We start from the raw sequence: 17,977 nt of genomic DNA, 5'->3' as shown, positions 1-17,977 counted from the left end.
AAAGACCCGTGCACAGGGCCGGCACTCCCACGCGCCATGCCCTTCCTCAGAAGGACGCAAGTCCTCATCACCGCAGTACGGGCAGTACAAAGGCGCAGCGCGTTCGCTCATTGCAAAGCTCCTTCCTCGGCACGGACGACCCACTGGGCGAAGCGCTCGCCCTCGGACCGCTCTTTCAGGTAGTTCTGGGTGACGCGTTCGACGTAGTCGGCCAGCCCTTCCGAGGTGACCTTGTGGCCGCGGAGTTTCCGGCCGAAGCCGGCGTCGAGACCGAGACCGCCGCCGAGGTGGACCTGGTAGCCAGGAACCTGGTTGCCTTCGGCATCGAGAACCAGCTGGCCCTTGAGGCCGATGTCGGCGACCTGGATCCGGGCGCAGGAGTTCGGGCAGCCATTCACGTTCACCGTGATCGGTACGTCGAGCTCGGGAATCCGCTCCTCCAGCTCGCTGATCAGCTCGGCCGCGCGGGCCTTGGTCTCGACGATCGCCAGCTTGCAGAACTCGATGCCGGTGCAGGCCATCGTGTTCTGCCGCCACGCCGACGGCCGGGCCTGGTAGCCGAGGTCGTTGAGCTGGGCAACCAGTGACTCGACCTTGGACTCCTCCACGTCGAGCACGATGAACTTCTGCTGGGCGGTCGTCCGGATCCGGTCCGAGCCGTGCGCCGCGACGACGTCGGCGACCTTGGCCAGCGAGCTGCCGGACACCCGGCCGACCACGGGAGCCACGCCCACGTAGTACCGGCCGTCCTTCTGCTTGTGGACGCCGACGTGATCACCTTGTACGGCGGGGATCTCGGGCGACGGTCCGTCGATCAGTCTGCGGCCGAGGTACTTGTCGCTCTCGAGGATCTCGCGAAACTTCTCGATGCCCCAGTCTGCGACCAGGTACTTCAGCCGGGCCCGGTTCCGTAGCCGGCGGTAGCCGTAGTCGCGGAAGATGCTGACGACGCCCTTCCAGGCCAGGTGCACCTCGTCGAGCGGGATCCATGCGCCGACGCGCTGAGCGAGCATCGGCGTGGTGGACAGGCCGCCGCCGACCCAGAGATCGAAGCCGGGGCCGTGCTCGGGGTGCACGACACCGACGAAGCTGATGTCGTTCACTTCCGGTACGACGTCGTGCGACGGGTGACCCGTCATCGCCGTCTTGAACTTGCGCGGCAGGTTGGAGAACTCACTGCTGCCGATGTACTTCTCGACGATGTCGTCGATGGCCGGCGTCGGGTCGATGATCTCGTCCGCCGCGATCCCGGCGACCGGACTCGAGATGATGACCCGTGGGACGTCACCGCAGGCCTCGGTCGTGTAGAGGCCGACCGCTTCCAGCTTCTGCCAGATCGCGGGGATGTCCTCGACCCGGATCCAGTGCAGCTGGATGTTCTGCCGGTCGGTGATGTCGGCGGTGTCGCGGGCGTACGTGCTGGACACCTCGGCGATCACCCGGAGCTGCTCGGTGCTGAGCTGGCCGCCCTCGATCCGGACCCGGAGCATGAAGTACTTGTCGTCCAGCTCTTCTGGCTCCAGCGTCGCGGTCTTGCCGCCGTCGATCCCGGGCTTGCGCTGCGTGTAGAGCCCCCACCAGCGGAACCGGCCGCGTAGGTCGGCCGGGTCGATCGAGTCGAACCCGCGGTGGGCATAGATGTTCTCGATCCGGGCCCGGACGTTCAGGCCGTCGTCGTTCTTCTTGTTCTCTTCGTTCTTGTTCAGTGGCTCGCGATAGCCGAGCGCCCACTGGCCTTCGCCCTTGCCCTTACGGGGGCGGGGGGCCTTACGAGGAGCAGAGGTGACGCCAGTCATCCGGACGTGTCCTTGTCTGCTAGAGACAGGTGCGTCCGCGCTGAGCGAGCTCGAAGCGTCGTCGATTCGATTCGGGTCTGCGCGGTGCGCACCCAGCGGTGATCAGAGATCGGGGGCCATCAACTGGCCCGCAGGGTGGCTGTCAGAGCATCGAAGGACAACAGATGGCGCTGCGCATCCGCCCGAGGTCGACGTGAATCCGACCTACGAGATGAGTGGAGCGGGCAGCGAGCATGGTGATAAGACTCAGCTCAGATCGCGCTGAAATCAACTCCCATTCCTGCATCGTGAGACGCAATCTCATCCCTTGGATAAGTCTAGCAGCGTGGTCGAGATTGATTCGCGCTCAAAACGTGATCTGCAAGAACTCTTGCGCAAGAGTTCTTGTGGAAAGTAGTGTCGGTCGCATGAGTCCTGCGAACCGCCGTTCGGCCGATCCGTCCGTGATCGCCGCGATCCACCATCCGCTCCGCCGCCGGTTGATCGACCTGCTCGGCGTCGACGGGCCGGCGACCGCGTCCCGGCTGGCCGAGTCGACCGGCGAACTGGTCGGGAACATCAGTCACCACCTGAAAGTCCTGGCCGCGGCCGGGGTGATCGAGGAGGCGCCGGAGCTGGCCAAGAACCGGCGCGAACGATGGTGGCGGAGCGCGAAGGCGTCGTACTCGTGGTCGATCGCCGATGCCGGTGGTGAGCCGGCGGGGGAGTTGGTGGCGGCGACCGCGGAGGAGGCGAACCTGGGGCATCACACCGCGAAGGTGCGGCAATGGTTCGACCGGCGGACCGGGTACGACGAGGCGTGGGTGCGGGCGGCGTTCGCGACCGAGAGTTGGGTCACACTCACCCCGGAACGCCTCGCCGAACTCGGCTCCCGGATCAACGAACTCATCCAGGAGTACTACGAAACCCCCGACTCCGGCCCCGGCGCCCAATCCGCTTTCGTCTTCGCCCACGGCGTACCGGCCCGCCCATGAACGGGAAGGCGAACGCCGCCTCCGGTGGCGGAGTTGCGGCGGATGGGCCAGGCGGGGTTGAGGCAGGGGAGGCCGGCGGCGATCCCGCCGGCGCGGCGGTGGAACGGGTGGGGATGGCGGCGCCCGGTGGCGTGCAGGCCGAGGTCACGGCTGCGAGCGCGCCGGCGGATGCTGCCGTAGCCGATGCGGTGGTGTTTCCGCCGCTGGGGCGGGATCGGCGGGTGCAGGGTTGGATCTTCTCGTCGGCGGTGTCGCAGGTGGGAGACGTTGCCTGGTACGTCGGCCTGGCGTGGAGCGCTGCACAGGTGGCGTCGCCGGCCGGGGCTGGGTTGGTGATGGGGATCGGGGCGTTGCCGAAGGCGTTGACGCTGCTGTTCGGGGGTGCGTTGGCGGACCGGACGGATGCGCGCCGGGTGATGATCTTGGCGAACCTGGGGCGGATCGTCGTGTTGTCGCTGGCAGCGGCGTTTGTGGGGATGTGGGGTGTGTCGCTGCCCTTGCTGCTGGTGGTGGCAGTGTTGTTCGGGGCGGTGGATGCGATCTACGGTCCGGCGGCGGGGACGCTGCCGCGACGGATGGTTCAGCGCGATGACCTGGTGAAGCTCGCGGCGTGGAATCAGCTCGCCGCCCGGTTGGCTGTCTTCGTCGGGGCGCCGCTGGGTGGGTTGGTGGTCGCTCATGGCGGGCTGGGTTCGGTGATGATCGTGGATGCGGTGTCGTTCGCGGTGATCGCCCTCGGGTTGGCGTTTGTGGTGAAGCCGCGGTTGCCGCAGCCTGAGCCGTCGGGGAAGTCGGTGGTGGCGGACCTTCGGGAGGGCTTCGGCTATCTGCGCCGATCCGTTCAGGCGCGGACTCTGGTGATCGCGTTCTTCGGGCTGAACCTCTGCGTAGGCCCTGTGCTCGCCGTTGGGTTGGTGCAACGGACTCACGGATCCGGATGGGGCGCCGGGTCGCTGGGGTTGTTCCAGGCTTGCTCGGGAATCGCGGCCGCTGTCGGTGCCGTGCTGGCGATGCGCTGGAAGCCACGCAACCTCGCGAGAGCTGGCTTGCTGGTGTTGATCCTCCAGGCCGCCGGGTGTGCGGCGATCGGCGTGGTGCCGCGCGCGGGCGTCTTCGCGGCGATGGCGACGATCGGATTCACCGCGGGCCTGGCGTCGGCGCAACTGTCGGCCGCCTTCCAGCAGACGATCGAGCCCGCGTACCTGGGTCGCACGAGCAGCATCACGAGTCTGTCCGACGAGGCGCTCATGCCGGTCGCGATGACGGCCTTCGGCTTCCTGATCTCGGCGACGTCGGTCGGTGCGGCCTGCGTGGCGATCGGAGTGGCGTTCGCCGGTCTGATGCTGTGGTCGGCGGCGCGGCTCAAAACACCCTGATCTCTTGCCGGTCGCCGGTGGAGTAGTTAGCGTGTGCGGCACCAATAGGAAACTTTCTTAACGGTTGCCGGGAGGAAGCTGCGATGGGGTCGTTCCGCCGTGGTCTGGTTGGCACGCTGGTACTCGGGCTCACTTTGGCGCCGATCACGGCAGGCGCCCGCTCATCGACGGCTGAAGCCGGCACGGCGCGTGCCGACGCGCGTGCGCAGCTCAGCGGGCTCATCCGCGTCGATCAATTGGGGTACGTCGTGGACGGGCCGAAGTGGGCCTATCTCATGACCGCCACGCCTGCCAGCGGTACGGCGTACGCGGTCGTCAATCAGTGGGGTCGCACGGTGCTGACCGGTCGCGTCGGGAACGATGCGGGGTCCTGGAACGACACGTATCGGCGCGTGTACCGGCTCGATGTGTCGGCGCTGAAGCGACTCGGGACCTATCGGATCGTGTCGCCCGGTGTCGCGCCCGCTTCGGCGTCGTTCGAGATCGCGAGAGAGCGGTTGCTGACCGGCGCCAAGGACAAAGCCATCGGATTCTTCACCGAGCAGCGCGACGGTTCCCAGGTGATTCCGGGGCCGTTGGGACGGAAGCCGTCGCATCTATCGGATCGTGCTGCGCTGGTCTACGACACTCCGGTGTTCTTCGATCCGGACAGCGATCAAACGGTCGGCGAGTTGCGCCGTGTCGGTGGACCGGTCGACGTCGAGGGTGGCTGGTTCGACGCCGGCGACTACCTGAAGTTCACCCACATCGCGGCGTACTCGGAATCGTTGCTCTGGGCATCGGCTCGCGATGCCTCGGTCCCGGATCCCACGCTGCTGAAGGAAGCGCGGCACGGGCTCGACTGGCTCGACAAGATGTGGGACGAGAAATCCAGGACGCTCTACATCCAGGTCGGCGCCGGTGCCGGGAACGTCGAGGAGACGTTCATCGGCGATCACGACATCTGGCGGCTGCCCGAGGCCGACGACCACCTGCAGGACCCGCGTGAGCGCTTCCTGAAGAACCGCCCGGTGTTCCGCGCGGCCGCGCCCGGCAAGCCGATCAGCCCGAACCTGGCCGGCCGGACCGCCGCCGCCTTCGCCCTCGCAGCACAAGTAGAAGCCCGTACGTCGCCGTCGAAGGCGCGCCGCTATCTCCAGACCGCGGCCCAGATCTACGCAATGGCGCAGACGACCGGGGTACAGCAACTCGTCACTTCGTTGCCGTTCGCCTTCTATCCGGAAAGCGCTTGGCGAGACGACCTCGCTCTCGGGGCCGCCGAGATGGCACTGGCCGCGCAGAAGCTCCGGGATAGTCGCGCGAGCGGTTGGGTGCGTCAATCGGCTTACTGGGCAGGCGAATACCGCAAGCACGAGGCCGGCGGTGACACGCTGAACCTGTACGACGTGAGTGCTCTCGCCGAGGCTGATCTGATCCGCGCGGCCCGGGCTGATCATCGCGTTCGGGTGAATGTCGCCGCGTTGAAGAACGATCTCCGGGCGCAACTGGAGATCGGCGTCGCGCGGGCCACGAAGGATCCGTTCGGCGCCGGCGCGCAGTACGACAACTTCGACGCCGTCCCGCACTCGTTCGGGCTCGCGGCGACGGCACGGCTCTACCGGGCGGCGACGGGCGATCGCCGGTACGACGCGTTCGGCGTACAGCAGCTGAACTGGAACTTCGGCGCGAACCCGTGGGGCGTCTCGTTCATGATCGGCGTCGGCTCGAGCTACGAGCGCTGCCCGCATCACCAGATCGCGAACATCAAAGGCCGCGTTCTGACCGGCGCAGTCGTCAACGGGCCGAACTCCGAGGACCTCTTCACCGATGGTCTCGACGAGCTGCTCGACGGGATGAACGCCTGCCCGGCCGACGGTGTCGATCACAACTTGCCGTTCACCGGTCATGGTTCGCGCTATGTCGACGACGTCCGCTCCTGGCAAACCGCCGAACCGGCCGACGACTTCGCCGCGATCGCCGTCTACGCGCTGACGCGCTGAGCCAAGCCGGGGTAGCTGATGACGAGGCCCTCGGGGTCGAGCTCCAGGTCGGCCTGGAAATCGCTGTCGGTGCTCAGGTAGCGCACGAGTGACGAGTCGAGATGCTGGTAGCGCTGTGGGGAGAGGTGCACGGCAAGATCGGGGAGGGATACCCAGGCCATCAGGAAGTCGACGGTCCCTGGGTGGCGGTCGAGTTGATGGCGGCGTACCGGCATGAGGTTGGTGAGAGGGGAGTAGGCGAGATCGCAGTCGAGCGCGCCTTCGACCGTGGCCAGGTCGCCGCCAGGGGACGGCAGGTCGACGTCGCCTTCGACTGACGAGGTGGATTCCCAATGGCCGGCGCCGTCGGAGCGGAGGTCGAGTCGACGGACCCAGCCGTCACCGGTTGCCGTGAGCTGCAGGCGGCTGGTCAGCCACTGCGCTCCGGTTTCGAGTTTGTAGTCCACTCGGTAGGGCAACGGGTCGATGCCGAGTTGAGTCCCGGTCGCCGTCAGCCGGTCATCGCCCAACTCCACCTGAGCGACTTCCGCCCGCCACTCGTCGGTTCCTCTCCACATCACCATCATCCGCATGCTCCCTGTCTCGCTAACGCGCTTTCGCCCGGTGTCGCGATATAAGCCTGCCAGTGGGGGAGTATCGCGGTAGCGGGGCCTCGGAGCGACCCGGCGCCGGCGAGCAGGGTCAGCGGACTGGGTGGCCTTTTCGCCAGTTGGTGATCATTTGGTCGAGGTCTTCGTGGATGAAGTTGAAGAACTCGGCGGCTTCGGCCAGGCGTCGGCCGATGGGGGTGTCGTGGCCGAACAGGTCGGCGCCGGCGCGCGTACTGGCTTCCCATTCGCCGAGCGCGTTGTTGCGGCGTTCGAGGATGGCGGCGAAAACATCGTCGCGGATCCGGTAGTGGTCCTTGCGGGATCCGGGGAGTCGTTCCCGCGAGATGAAGCCGACCTGGATCAACTGCCGGACAGCGCCGGAGACCGCGGGCTGGCTGATCCGCAGCGCCTCGGCGAGCTCGGAGGCGGTCATCGTCCCGGTCGGGCTCACCAGCATCCGGCCCATCACCCGGGCGGACATCGACGGCACACCACTGTTCGCCAGCACACCCGCGAAGCGCTCCACGAACTGGCTGACCTCTTCAGGTGACGGGTCCGATGACATGTCAACACACTACCGGAATCTGATGTATCGCAAGTATTACAAACTTCTGATAATTTCGATTCATGACCCTCTCTTCACAAGCCGGGCCCGCCACGCTCACCGGCGGCCGGCGGTTCGGCGTACTGATCGCGCTCTGCCTCGCGACCCTCGTGCTCGGTCTGGACACCACCGTGCTGAACGTCGCACTGCCCACGCTGGCGGGCGACCTCGACGCCTCCACCAGCCAACTGCAATGGATGGCGAACTCGTACAACTTGGTGCTGGCCGCGCTGCTGCTTCCGGCCGGCTTGCTCGGCGACCGCTATGGGCGGCGCCTGATCATGGTGATCGCGCTGACCCTGTTCGGCGCGGCGTCGCTGGCCTGCGGGCTGGCGGACTCCGCGACCGCACTCATCGCCTCCCGGGCGGCGCTCGGGATCGGGGCGGCGATGATCGTCCCGGTCGCGCTCTCGCTGATCACGGTGCTGTTCCGGACCAAAGAGGAGCGGAAGAAGGCGCTCGGCTTCTTCGTCGTTGCCAACAGCATCGGAATGCCGCTCGGTCCCATCGTCGGCGGGCTGCTGCTCGACCACGCCGGCTGGCACTGGATCTTCCTGATGAACGTCCCGATCGCGGTGATCGCGGCACTCGCGGTTCGGCTGCTGATTCCTGAGTCTCGCAGCGCCGATCGGCCGGGCATCGACTGGCTCGGGATCGCGCTCTCCAGTGCCGGTCTGGCGGCTCTCGTGTACGGCGTGACGAAGGCCGGCGAGAAGTCCTGGACGGACAGCACCACGTTGATCTTCCTGGCCATCGCGGTCGTGCTCCTCGGCACGTTCGTCGCGTGGCAACGGCGTCCTTCCGGGACGCTGATCGAGCTCGGGCTGTTCCGGGAGAAGGTGTTCACCGGGAGCGCGGTGCTGATGACGGTGTCGGTGTTCGCGATCTTCGGCCTGCTGTTCACGATTCCGCAGTACTTCCAGGGCATCAATGGGTCTGACGCTCTGCACACCGGACTGAAGCTGCTTCCCTTCATCGGCGGTATGGCGGTCGGCGCGAAGCTGGCCCAACCGGTCGAGACGAAGGCCGGCACGCGAGCGCTGGTGATGATCGGGTTCCTGGTGATGGCGATCGGGTTCGCGCTGGGTGCCTTCACCGCGCTCGACACGGGCTACGGGTACACGACGGTCTGGCTCGTGGTGGTCGGGCTCGGCCTCGGCTGCTCGATGCCGCAGGCAATGAACGCGGGCCTCGGCGTCCTCGACCCCGATCGGGCCGGTACCGGATCGGCCATGCTGCAAGCGTTTCGGCAGATCGGCGGCACCGTCGGAGTCGCCGTCCTCGGCACCGTGCTGAACTCCGTCTATCGGTCCGGCGTCGACACGGACGGGTTGCCGGCGCAGGCCGCGGAGGCGGTCGAGAAGGGCGTCGGTCCGGGTCTCGCGGTCGCAGCCAAGACAGGTTCTGCGGAGTTGCTAGCGTCCGTGCGCGATGCGTTCATGACCAGCTTTAACGCGACCATGTGGGTATCGGCCGGCATCGGCATCGCCGGCGCAGTACTGGCCGCCCTGCTGATGCCGAAGCGGGCGGCGAAGGCGTCCGACGATGCGCTGATGGGCATCTCGGAGTGAGAAACAGCAGCGCCCGCACTTTCGGCGTACGGGCGCTGCTGTCGTGTGGATCAGTTGAGGTCGAGGCCTGGGTAGAGGGGGTGCTTGTCGAGCAGTTCGGCTGAGGCGGCGCGGACCTTGTCGGCTACGCCGTCGGCGAGGATGTACTTCGCCTTCGACGGGGCGCCGGCCGATGTGGTGGTCGGGGTGACGCTGGAGAGCACGTCGACCATCAGTTCGGCGACCTTGTCGAACTCGTCGAGACCGAAGCCGCGGGTGGTGAGCGCCGGCGTACCGATCCGGACGCCGGAGGTGTACCAGGCGCCGTTCGGGTCGCGGGGGACCGCGTTGCGGTTGGTCACGATGCCGGCGTCGAGCAGCGCCGACTCGGCCTGCCGGCCGGTGATCCCGTACGACGAGACGTCGAGCAGCACCAGGTGGTTCTCGGTGCCGTCCGTGACGAGCTTGACGCCCCGCTTCATCAGGCCCTCGGCCAGACCGACCGCGTTGTCCGCGACGTTCTGCGCGTAGGTCTTGAACTCCGGCTGGCGGGCCTCGGCGAGAGCGACCGCCTTCGCGGCCATCGTCTGGCTGAGCGGGCCGCCGAGCACCATCGGGCAACCGCGGTCGACCGCGTCGGCGTACTCCGGCTGGCAGAGCACCATGCCGCCGCGCGGGCCGCGGAGCGACTTGTGCGTGGTGGTCGTGGTGACGTGCGCGTGCGGGACCGGGTCGAAGTCGCCGGTGAAGACCTTGCCCGCGACCAGCCCGGCGAAGTGCGCCATGTCGACCATCAGGGTCGCGCCGACCTCGTCGGCGATCTCGCGCATCTTGGCGAAGTCGACCTTGCGCGGGTACGCCGAGTAGCCGGCGATCAGGATCAGCGGCTTGAACTCCCGGGCGGTCGCGGCGACCTTGTCGTAGTCGAGCAGCCCGGTCTCCGGGTCGGTGCCGTACGAGCTCTGGTGGAACATCTTGCCGGAGATGTTCGGCCGGAAGCCGTGCGTCAGGTGACCGCCGGCGTCCAGCGACATGCCGAGCATCTTCTGGTCGCCGAGCGCCTTGCGGAGCTTGGTCCAGTCCTCGTCGGACAGGTCGTTGACGTGCTTGGCGCTCGCCTCCGCCAGTGCCGGTGACTCGATCCGCTGGGCCAGGATCGCCCAGAAGGCGACCAGGTTCGCGTCGATGCCGGAGTGCGGCTGGACATAGGCGTGCGGCGCGTCGAAGAGTGCCTTCGCGTGGTCCGCGGCGGCCTGCTCGACGGTGTCGACGTTCTGGCAGCCGGCGTAGAAGCGGTGCCCGATGGTGCCCTCGGCGTACTTGTCGGACAGCCAGTTGCCCATCGTCAGCAGCGTCGCCGGGGAGGCGTAGTTCTCGCTCGCGATCAGCTTCAGCGAGGACCGCTGGTCGGCCAGCTCGGCCTTGATCGCACCGGCGATGGTGGGTTCCACCGCGCCGATCACCGCAAGTGCGTTGTTGTACGCGGCCGACGCGGCAGCGGCGTCGAAGGGTTGAGTCATCTTCGTCTCTCTCCTGAGGTTGCACTCGGTCGCGGCACCCAGGCGCACGGTGCCGGCGTCTTTTCGCTCCCCGGTGGTCGATCCCACCTCAGCGCCAGTCGCGACGCGGTAACCCTAGCGTGTGTGCGGGCTGAGGTCTTCGCTTGCGTCCGAACGGTCGTGGGTCAGGACCCTCACTTCTTCGGACGCAAGGGATCAGAGGATGCGGTCGAGGATGGGGGTGAAGGGGGTGGTGCGGGGGAGGGTGCCGAAGACGCCGCCCCAGTCGCCGGCGAGGCGGGACGCTACGAAGGCGTCTGCCACCTCGGGCGTGGAGTGACGGACCAGGAGGGATGCCTGGAGGCAGACGGCCATGCGGGCGGCCAGACGACGTGCGCCGGCTTCGGCGTTCTCCAGGTCGGAGAGCTCTTCCAGCACATCGGTTACCGCGCTGTCCAGGCGATGGTCGGCGCCCCGAGCAGCGCCGACTTCGGTGAGCCAGGCCTCGAGGGATTCGGGGCGGCGGAGCGCCCGTAGTACGTCCAAGGCGTTAACTGTGCCGGAGCCTTCCCAGATCGAGTTCAGGGGCGACTCGCGGAACAGCAGCGGCAGCCCGGACTCCTCGACATAGCCATTACCGCCCAGGCACTCGAGCGCTTCCGCGACCGTGAACGACGTGCGCTTGCAGACCCAGAACTTCGCCAGCGGCAGCGCGATCCGCCGGAACGCCTTGGCCTGCTCGTCATCCGCATCGACAGCGGCGGCGAGCCGCATCGAGAGAGCGGTTGCTGCCTCGCTCTCGAGCGCGAGATCGGCGAGCACGTTCTGCATCGCGGGTTTGTCCCGCAGCAGCCCACCAAAGGCACTCCGGTACGACGTATGCCAGGTCGCCTCCACGAGCGCCCGCCGCATCAGCGCCGCCGATCCGACCACGCAGTCGAGCCGGGTCGCCGCGACCATCTCGATGATCGTCCGGACCCCGGCCCCCCCGTCGCCGAGCAGGTAGCCGATCGTGTTGTGGAACTCGACTTCGCTCGACGCGTTCGACCGGTTGCCGAGCTTGTCCTTGAGCCGCTGCAGGGCAAACGTGTTCCGGTTGCCATCGGCAAGCACGCGCGGTACGACGAAACAGCTCAAGCCCTCCGGCGCCTGCGCGAGCACGAGGAACACGTCGACCTGCGGCGCGGAACAGAACCACTTGTGCCCGTTGAGCAGATACTCGCCGGTCCCCGAAGACGTAGCCGTGGTCAGATTCGCCCGGACGTCCGAGCCGCCCTGCTTCTCGGTCATCCCCATCCCGGCCAGCACACCCGCCTTCTCGGCGGACCTCAGCCGGCGCGGGTCGTACGTCGTACTGGCAAGTCCCGGGACCCATTCGGCAGCAAGAGCAGGATCGGCTTTGAGAGCCGGTACTGCGGCGTAGGTCATCGAGATCGGGCAGCCGTGGCCGGGTTCGACCTGGGACCACACGTAGAAGCCGGCCGCTCTCGTCAGGTGCGGTGCGGGCTTATCGCTGGTCCACGGCGCCGCTTGAAGACCGAAGCCGACGGCCTTCTCCATTAGCCAGTGCCACGACGGGTGGAACTCGACCTCGTCGATGCGGTTCCCGTAGCGGTCGTGCGTACGCAGTACGGGGGAGTTCTGGTTCGCCGGGAGAGCGTGGGAGAGCGCTTCCTGGGTGCCCGCGAGTTCGCCGATCGCGGTCAGCCCGGGATCGTCCGCGAGGTCGGCGTACGGACGCAGAGCGTCACCGAGACCGGTGTCGGCCGTGAAGAAGTTCACCCCGTGCATTGGGGGAGCCTGATTCGTTACAGCGTTTGGGTCCGCCATGTCAGTACGGTAAGCGGTATGGCACGCTCTGGGTCCGAGACCTCCGTCTCATTCGCATGGGCCCGACGAATTCCCTCGACGGTCTGGAAGCTGATCACCCAGACCGTCGGCGTCTGCATGCGCTACCGCGTCACCGGACTCGCGGCGGAGGCCGCCTTCTTCGCCATCCTCTCGCTGCCGCCGCTGATCTTCGGGCTGGCCGGCAGTATCGGCTTCGTGGCCAGCAAGTACTTCGAGGTCGAGACGATCGACAACATCAAGTTGCAGATCGCCGACCTGGCCAGCCGGGCACTGACCGACGAGTCGGTCAAGACGGTCATCGTGCCGACCATCAACCAGGTGCTCGGCGGCGGCCGGCCGGACGTGATCTCGATCGGGTTCGTGCTGTCGCTGTGGTCCGGCAGCCGGGCACTGAACGTGTTCGTGGACACCATCACGATCATGTACGGGATGGGCGGCAAACGCGGCATCGTCCGCACCCGCGTCCTGTCGTTCAGTCTGTACTGCGGGGCGCTGGTGATCGGCGTGATCGTGCTTCCGCTGGTGCTGGCGGGCCCGGACGCGGTGGACGCGCTGCTGCCGCAGAAGGTCGACTTCCTGAACCAGCTGTACTGGCCGGTCGTGACGATCCTGTCGGCGGGCTTCCTGAATACGCTGTTCCATCTGTCGGTGCCGGTGCGGACGCCGTGGTTGTCGGATCTGCCGGGGTCCTTCCTGACGTTGTCGATCTGGATCGGCGGCAGCTTCGTACTGCGCTGGATCCTGCAGACGACTGTTGGCGGGACGTCGATCTACGGGCCGCTGGCGGCGCCGATCGCGGTGCTGATGTGGCTGTACATGACGGCGATCGCGGTGCTGATCGGTGCGGCGCTGAACGCAGTGGTCGACCGGCTGTGGCCGCACAAGTCGCGTCAGGAACCCGAGCCTGCTGAGGTCGCGGAGCCGGTGATGAAGGCCGAGGCTGAGCCGGTGGAGGGTCAGGAGCCGGTGATGAAGGCGGAGCCGGAGCCGCATCATGTGGACGCGGTCGAGCGGGACGAAGAACGGCCGGAGGTGAAGGTCGCGCAGGCGATCGAGGCCCTCTCCGAGCCGCCGGCCGCCGAGCACGTGGTGCCGGAGGCGGTCGCGGCAACACGGGTTGCGAAGACGGCTCCGCCGGAAGAGCTGGGAGCAGTGAGTCCGTCGCCCGTCGTACCCGAGCCGAGTGAGGCGAGAGCGACGGCGGGGAACCGCGCGGACGGCGTACGGGATGACGGCGGGGAGCGGGAGCCTGAGCGGGTCGGAAAATCCGGTGCGCAGGGTGATGGCGACGACATAGGCTGAGGGCATCGCGACAGTCCGTCACTCGACGGCAGACAGAGAAGGGAGGCGACCCCACCATGAGCTTCGATCAGGCCCATCCTCGGGCCGTCCACTCCCGCATCGTCCGTCCGCTGAGCTGAACTCGGGGCCGGACCGCTCGAAAGGTTCGTCGCACGATGTCAGCTGAAATCTCTCCAACTCTGCAGGCCCTCGGTCTCGATGTATCGACGGCCGAGTATCTGAGTGAAGTACCGGGCTCGGACGAGCTCGTTCCAGGGCGCGTGGTGCGCGTCGACAAAGGACTGTCCAGCGTCCTCACCGAGGACGGTCCGGTGCGCGCTTCGTGGTCCGGTGGTGTGCTCGCCGCGATCGCTGCCGATCCGCAGGCGACACCATGCACGGGGGACTGGGTCGCACTCCGGCAGTGGCCGGACGACCGGATCACCGTCGACGCGGTGGCCCCGCGCCGTACGGCGATCGTGCGTGCCGAGGTCGGCGGTACGTCGAAGGGCCAGGTGCTCGCCGCCAACGTCGACGTGATCGCCATCGTCGTCGGGCTCCACCCGGAGCCGAACATCAGCCGGATCGAGCGGTTCCTCGCGCTGGCCTGGGAAAGCGGTGCACGGCCGGTCGTCGTACTGACCAAGGCCGACCTCGTTGTGGACGCCTCGTCTATTGCAGAGGACGTGGCTACTGCTGCGCCGGGCGCCGACGTACTGGTGTGCAGTGCGACGACTGGTGAAGGTCTTGAGGAAGTGCGCTCGCTTCTTGATGACAACGCGACGCTGGCGTTGCTGGGTGTCAGTGGTGCGGGGAAGTCTTCGCTGGTGAATGCACTGGCGGGTGTCGAGCTTCTGAACGTGCAGGCGATCCGTGAGGACGGCAAGGGACGGCATACCTCCGTACGCCGTGAGCTGATCCAGCTGCCGAGCGGCGGCGTAGTTATCGATACACCTGGGCTGCGGGGGATCGGCTTGCAGGAAGCCGGCGAAGGGCTAGCTGCCGCATTCCCGGATGTGACTGCACTGGCTGAGCAGTGCAGGTTCAAGGATTGCGTACATGTGACGGAGCCTGGCTGCGCAGTACGGGAGGCTCTGGACGACGGGACCCTTCCGGTGCGGCGCTACGAGAGCTGGGCGAAGCTCCAGCGGGAGGCGGCGTACATGGCTCGCCGGGCCGACAGCAGGTTGCAGGCCGAGGCACGGAAGGCCTGGGTCCGCCAGACGAAGGACTACCGCCGGGACTTCAAGCCGCGCCAGTAGGGTCGAGGCATGGATCGTTCAGTGCTGGTGACCGGGGCATCACGAGGAATCGGAGCAGCGACGGCGCATGCCTTCGCTGCCGCAGGAGACCGAGTAGCAGTGCACTACGGCTCGTCTGCCGAGGCCGCGTCGGAGGTCCTGTCGAAGCTTCCAGGAACTGGCCACGTCCTGGTCCACGCCGACCTGGCAGATCCCGCACAGATCTCGTCGATGGTCTCCTCGGCTGCAGCCTCTCTCGGCAGTATCGACGTCCTGGTCAACAACGCCGCCGTCTACGAACCGCACCCGATCCGTTCGTCGACGTACGACGAATGGCAAGCGGCCTGGGCGACCACCCTCGGCGTGAACCTCATCGGCGCCGCCAACGTCACCTGGTGCGCAGTACGCCACATGACCCGAGGCGGCCGGATCATCAACGTCTCGTCCCGAGGCGCCTTCCGCGGCGAACCCAACCAACCGGCGTACGGCGCCAGCAAAGCCGCCCTCGTCTCCCTCACCCAATCGCTCGCCAGATCCCTGGGCCCAGAAGGAATCGCCGTCACCGCGATCGCCCCCGGCTGGACCACCACCGACATGGCAGCCGAAGCCCTAGCCGGCGAAGGCTACGACCGCCGCCGCCTGGAAAGCCCGCTGGAACGCGTCTCCACCCCGGACGAGGTGGCCAACGCCATCCACTACCTAGCCTCGCCCCTGGCCGAATTCGCCACCGGCACAGTCCTGGACTTCAACGGCGCCTCACACCTGCGCATGTAGCGGGGCGGTGCTGCTGCGGACGATGAGGTCGGTGGCGAGCTCCATCCGGTGGTGGGTCGGGACCTCGCCGCGGCCGAGGGTGACCGCGAGGTTGGCGGCCGCGGCGGCCATCTCGGTCAACGGCTGACGGATCGTGGTCAGCGGGGGAGTGATCCAGTTGCTGAGCGGCAGGTCGTCGAAACCGACGACGCTGAGATCGTCCGGGATCCGCAGTCTTGCCTCGGCGGCCGCTCGGTAGAGACCGAGAGCCTGCAGGTCGTTGTGGGTGACGACCGCGGTGGGCCGGTCCTCGAGGCCGAGCAGGGTCCGGCCGTGGTTCAGCCCGTCCTCGGTCTGGAAGCTGCCTTCGTAGATCAGCTCGGGAGACACCGGCGTACCGGTCGCGTCCATCGCCGCTCGGTAGCCGTCCAGCCGGGCTCGGCTGGACAGCATCCCGTGCGGTCCGGTGATGGTTGCGATCCTGCGGTGCCCGAGGTCGAGCAGGTGCCGCGTGGCCGAGAATCCCCCACTCCAGTTGGCGGCTCCCACCGACGGGAACTCGTGGCCGGGGTCGCCGGTGGGGTCGAGCAGAACGAAGGGGATGTCGCGACTGCGGATCTGGTCGCTCTGCTGCGGGGTGAGGCCGGAGAAGACCGCGATGACGCCGATCGGCCGCCGGGCCAGCACGCCCTCGATCCAGCCCCGGCCGGGAGTGTGCCCGTGCATCTCGGACAGGACGACGGCCAGTCCGTTCTGGTCGGCGACCCGCTCGACGCCCTTGATGATCTCCATCGCGTAGGCGCCGGCAAGCTCGTGGAAGACGAGTTCGAGCAGGGCGGCCCGGTTGGCCGGCCGCTTGAGTCGCCGGAAGCCGTGCCGGCTGATGACCTCCTCGACCTTGGCGCGAGTGAGCGGCGCGACGTCCGAGCGGCCGTTGATCACGCGCGACACGGTAGGCACGGAGACCCCGGCCAACTCGGCGATCTGGGCCACTGTCATGGCCGGGCCCGGCGTCTGTGTCAGGAGCGATGGGTCGGTGCTACCGGTCATGGCGGCGAGTCTAGCTCCGAAAATTCCGGTCCGAATGTTTCGGAAGCGTTTCCGGAACAAGTTGTTGACGCTACGTGTACTCCGCCTTACAGTTCCGGCAGTCCTTTCGAGCTGAGCTCCGAAACTTTCAGGCTCGGCCTGTGTTTCAGCTGCAGGAGGTTCGCCGTGAAGAGTCGTATCGCCGTCGCGGTGACGGCCGTCGTGACGCTCGTCGCCGCCGCGTGTTCGGGCAACAGCTCAGGAGCCGGCAGCGGCGACCCGAAGTCGTTCGACTTCTGGTCGTTCTCCGGCATCAATCAGAAGGCGGCAGTCGAGGAGTACCAGAAGAAGCACCCCGATCTCCGGATCAAACTGACCGAGGTGGGCTCGTCGGTGGAGACGGCGCAGGCGCTGACCACGGCGCTGGCCGGCGGCAAGGTTCCGGACCTGGTGCTGATCCAGGGCGACGACCTGCCGAAGTTCGTCGAACAGCCGCAGAACTTCGTCGATCTGCGCAGCCTCGGTGCGGACGACCTCAAGAAGGACTATCTGGACTGGGTGTGGTCGCAGAGTGTCGCCAAGGACAGCTCGGTGCTCGGCGTTCCCACCGACGTCGGCGGTCTCGCGATCGCGTACCGCAAGGATCTGTTCGCGGCGGCCAAGCTGCCGACGGACCGGGAAGCGGTCGGCAAACTGTGGCCGACCTGGGACAAGTTCATCGAGGTCGGCAAGCAGTACAAGGCCGCGACCGGTAAGGCGTTCGTCGACAACGCGGCGACGAGCGTGTTCTACCAGGCGGTGAACCAGGGGGCGATGAAGTTCTACGACGCCGACCGGAACCTGGCCTACGACCACAGCCCGCAGGTCAAGGTGGCGTTCGACTACACGCTGGCGGCAGCGCAGGCAGGCATCACCGCGAAGCTCACCTCGTTCTCGACGGGCTGGACGGCCGGCATGGCCAAGGGCGACTTCGCGGTCGTCGCGGCGCCGTCCTGGATGCTCGGCTCGATCCGGTCCAACGCGCCGTCCACCAAGGGGAAGTGGGACATCGCCACCATTCCCGGCGGCGCCGGGAACTGGGGTGGCAGCTATCTCGCCATCCCGAAGAACGCCAAGAACCCTCAGGCGGCCTGGAACTACATCAAGGAGATGCAGTCTCCGCAGTCGCAGCTGACGCACTACGTCGGCTCGGGTTCACTCCCGTCGACGCCAGCGGTCTACAAGGACCCCCAACTTACGTCGTACAAGGATCCGTTCTTCTCGAACGCACCGACCGGGAAGATCTACACCGACTCGCTGCTGGGTCTCAAGCCGTTCTACATCGGACCGGACAGCTCGGCCATCGGCCAGGAATTCCAGAACGCCCTCACCAATGTCGAACAGGGCAAGGGTGATCCGGCGAAGGCCTGGGACACCGCCTTGCAGAACATCAAGACCGCGATCGGGAAGTGAGG

The 17,977-nt window shown here is 67.2% G+C and carries 14 protein-coding genes and 1 riboswitch; of the genes, 8 read left to right on the top strand and 6 right to left on the bottom strand.

Features of this window, described 5'->3' with window-relative positions; genetic code table 11:
* Positions 1 to 107: 107 nt before the first annotated feature.
* Positions 108 to 1,796, bottom strand: coding sequence for a nitrite/sulfite reductase (locus tag ABZ004_RS05980; RefSeq protein WP_355678640.1), 1,689 nt, complete (start codon positions 1,794 to 1,796; stop codon positions 108 to 110).
* Between the two features lie 407 nt (positions 1,797 to 2,203).
* Here ABZ004_RS05980 and ABZ004_RS05975 point away from each other — a divergent pair, with 407 nt between their 5' ends.
* The 3 genes from ABZ004_RS05975 (at position 2,204) to ABZ004_RS05965 (ending at position 6,125) form a co-directional block, all read left to right on the top strand.
* Positions 2,204 to 2,770 carry a helix-turn-helix domain-containing protein gene (locus ABZ004_RS05975; RefSeq protein ID WP_355678639.1) on the top strand — a complete coding sequence of 189 codons (567 nt, stop codon included), beginning with the start codon at positions 2,204 to 2,206 and terminating at the stop codon, positions 2,768 to 2,770.
* Positions 2,767 to 4,146: an MFS transporter gene (locus ABZ004_RS05970; protein ID WP_355678638.1), complete on the top strand. Its 1,380-nt coding sequence runs from the start codon at positions 2,767 to 2,769 to the stop codon at positions 4,144 to 4,146. The genes ABZ004_RS05975 and ABZ004_RS05970 overlap by 4 nt, the downstream gene beginning before the upstream one ends.
* 83 nt (positions 4,147 to 4,229) lie before the next feature.
* Positions 4,230 to 6,125 carry a glycoside hydrolase family 9 protein gene (locus tag ABZ004_RS05965; RefSeq protein ID WP_355678637.1) on the top strand — a complete coding sequence of 632 codons (1,896 nt, stop codon included), beginning with the start codon at positions 4,230 to 4,232 and terminating at the stop codon, positions 6,123 to 6,125.
* On the opposite strand, the gene ABZ004_RS05960 is transcribed toward ABZ004_RS05965, so the two are convergent.
* Together ABZ004_RS05960 and ABZ004_RS05955 are read right to left on the bottom strand one after the other, a co-directional pair.
* On the bottom strand, positions 6,107 to 6,688 hold the full coding sequence (locus ABZ004_RS05960; RefSeq protein ID WP_355678636.1) for a putative glycolipid-binding domain-containing protein: 582 nt from the start codon (positions 6,686 to 6,688) through the stop codon (positions 6,107 to 6,109). The two genes, ABZ004_RS05965 and ABZ004_RS05960, sit on opposite strands and share 19 nt — an antisense overlap.
* Positions 6,689 to 6,806: 118 nt before the next feature.
* Positions 6,807 to 7,280: a MarR family transcriptional regulator gene (locus tag ABZ004_RS05955; protein WP_355678635.1), complete on the bottom strand. Its 474-nt coding sequence runs from the start codon at positions 7,278 to 7,280 to the stop codon at positions 6,807 to 6,809.
* A gap of 62 nt (positions 7,281 to 7,342) precedes the next feature.
* Here ABZ004_RS05955 and ABZ004_RS05950 point away from each other — a divergent pair, with 62 nt between their 5' ends.
* Entirely contained in the window at positions 7,343 to 8,890 is a 1,548-nt protein-coding gene (locus ABZ004_RS05950; protein ID WP_355678634.1) for a DHA2 family efflux MFS transporter permease subunit, read from the top strand.
* 50 nt (positions 8,891 to 8,940) lie between these two features.
* Here the strand turns inward: ABZ004_RS05950 and ABZ004_RS05945 are convergent, their stop codons facing one another.
* Both ABZ004_RS05945 and ABZ004_RS05940 read right to left on the bottom strand, forming a co-directional pair.
* The gene (locus ABZ004_RS05945; RefSeq protein ID WP_355678661.1) at positions 8,941 to 10,431 is read right to left on the bottom strand and encodes a glycine hydroxymethyltransferase; all 1,491 of its coding nucleotides are present in this window, start codon (positions 10,429 to 10,431) and stop codon (positions 8,941 to 8,943) included.
* Positions 10,419 to 10,501: riboswitch (ZMP/ZTP riboswitch) on the bottom strand. Its footprint overlaps the gene before it by 13 nt.
* Before the next feature lie 83 nt (positions 10,502 to 10,584).
* On the bottom strand, positions 10,585 to 12,198 hold the full coding sequence (locus ABZ004_RS05940; RefSeq protein ID WP_355678633.1) for an acyl-CoA dehydrogenase family protein: 1,614 nt from the start codon (positions 12,196 to 12,198) through the stop codon (positions 10,585 to 10,587).
* Between the two features lie 18 nt (positions 12,199 to 12,216).
* On the opposite strand from ABZ004_RS05940, the gene ABZ004_RS05935 reads away from it, so the two are divergent.
* The 3 genes from ABZ004_RS05935 to ABZ004_RS05925 all read left to right on the top strand — a co-directional run bounded on the left by ABZ004_RS05935 (position 12,217) and on the right by ABZ004_RS05925 (position 15,515).
* Entirely contained in the window at positions 12,217 to 13,521 is a 1,305-nt protein-coding gene (locus tag ABZ004_RS05935) for a YhjD/YihY/BrkB family envelope integrity protein (protein WP_355678632.1), read from the top strand.
* 155 nt (positions 13,522 to 13,676) lie between these two features.
* Positions 13,677 to 14,762: a ribosome small subunit-dependent GTPase A gene (rsgA, locus tag ABZ004_RS05930; RefSeq protein ID WP_355678631.1), complete on the top strand. Its 1,086-nt coding sequence runs from the start codon at positions 13,677 to 13,679 to the stop codon at positions 14,760 to 14,762.
* A gap of 9 nt (positions 14,763 to 14,771) precedes the next feature.
* Positions 14,772 to 15,515, top strand: a complete 744-nt coding sequence (locus ABZ004_RS05925) for an SDR family oxidoreductase (protein ID WP_355678630.1) — start codon at positions 14,772 to 14,774, stop codon at positions 15,513 to 15,515.
* Here ABZ004_RS05925 and ABZ004_RS05920 read toward each other — a convergent pair.
* Positions 15,498 to 16,544, bottom strand: coding sequence for a LacI family DNA-binding transcriptional regulator (locus ABZ004_RS05920; protein WP_355678629.1), 1,047 nt, complete (start codon positions 16,542 to 16,544; stop codon positions 15,498 to 15,500). The genes ABZ004_RS05925 and ABZ004_RS05920 overlap by 18 nt on opposite strands.
* Before the next feature lie 165 nt (positions 16,545 to 16,709).
* Here ABZ004_RS05920 and ABZ004_RS05915 point away from each other — a divergent pair, with 165 nt between their 5' ends.
* Positions 16,710 to 17,975, top strand: a complete 1,266-nt coding sequence (locus tag ABZ004_RS05915; RefSeq protein ID WP_355678628.1) for an extracellular solute-binding protein — start codon at positions 16,710 to 16,712, stop codon at positions 17,973 to 17,975.
* Positions 17,976 to 17,977: the final 2 nt, after the last annotated feature.

It is taken from the genome of Kribbella sp. NPDC006257, assembly GCF_040613535.1.
Lineage (GTDB): Bacteria > Actinomycetota > Actinomycetes > Propionibacteriales > Kribbellaceae > Kribbella.
The sequence above is the reverse complement of the archived record's forward strand: the minus strand, read 5'-3'. Positions and strand labels throughout refer to the sequence as shown.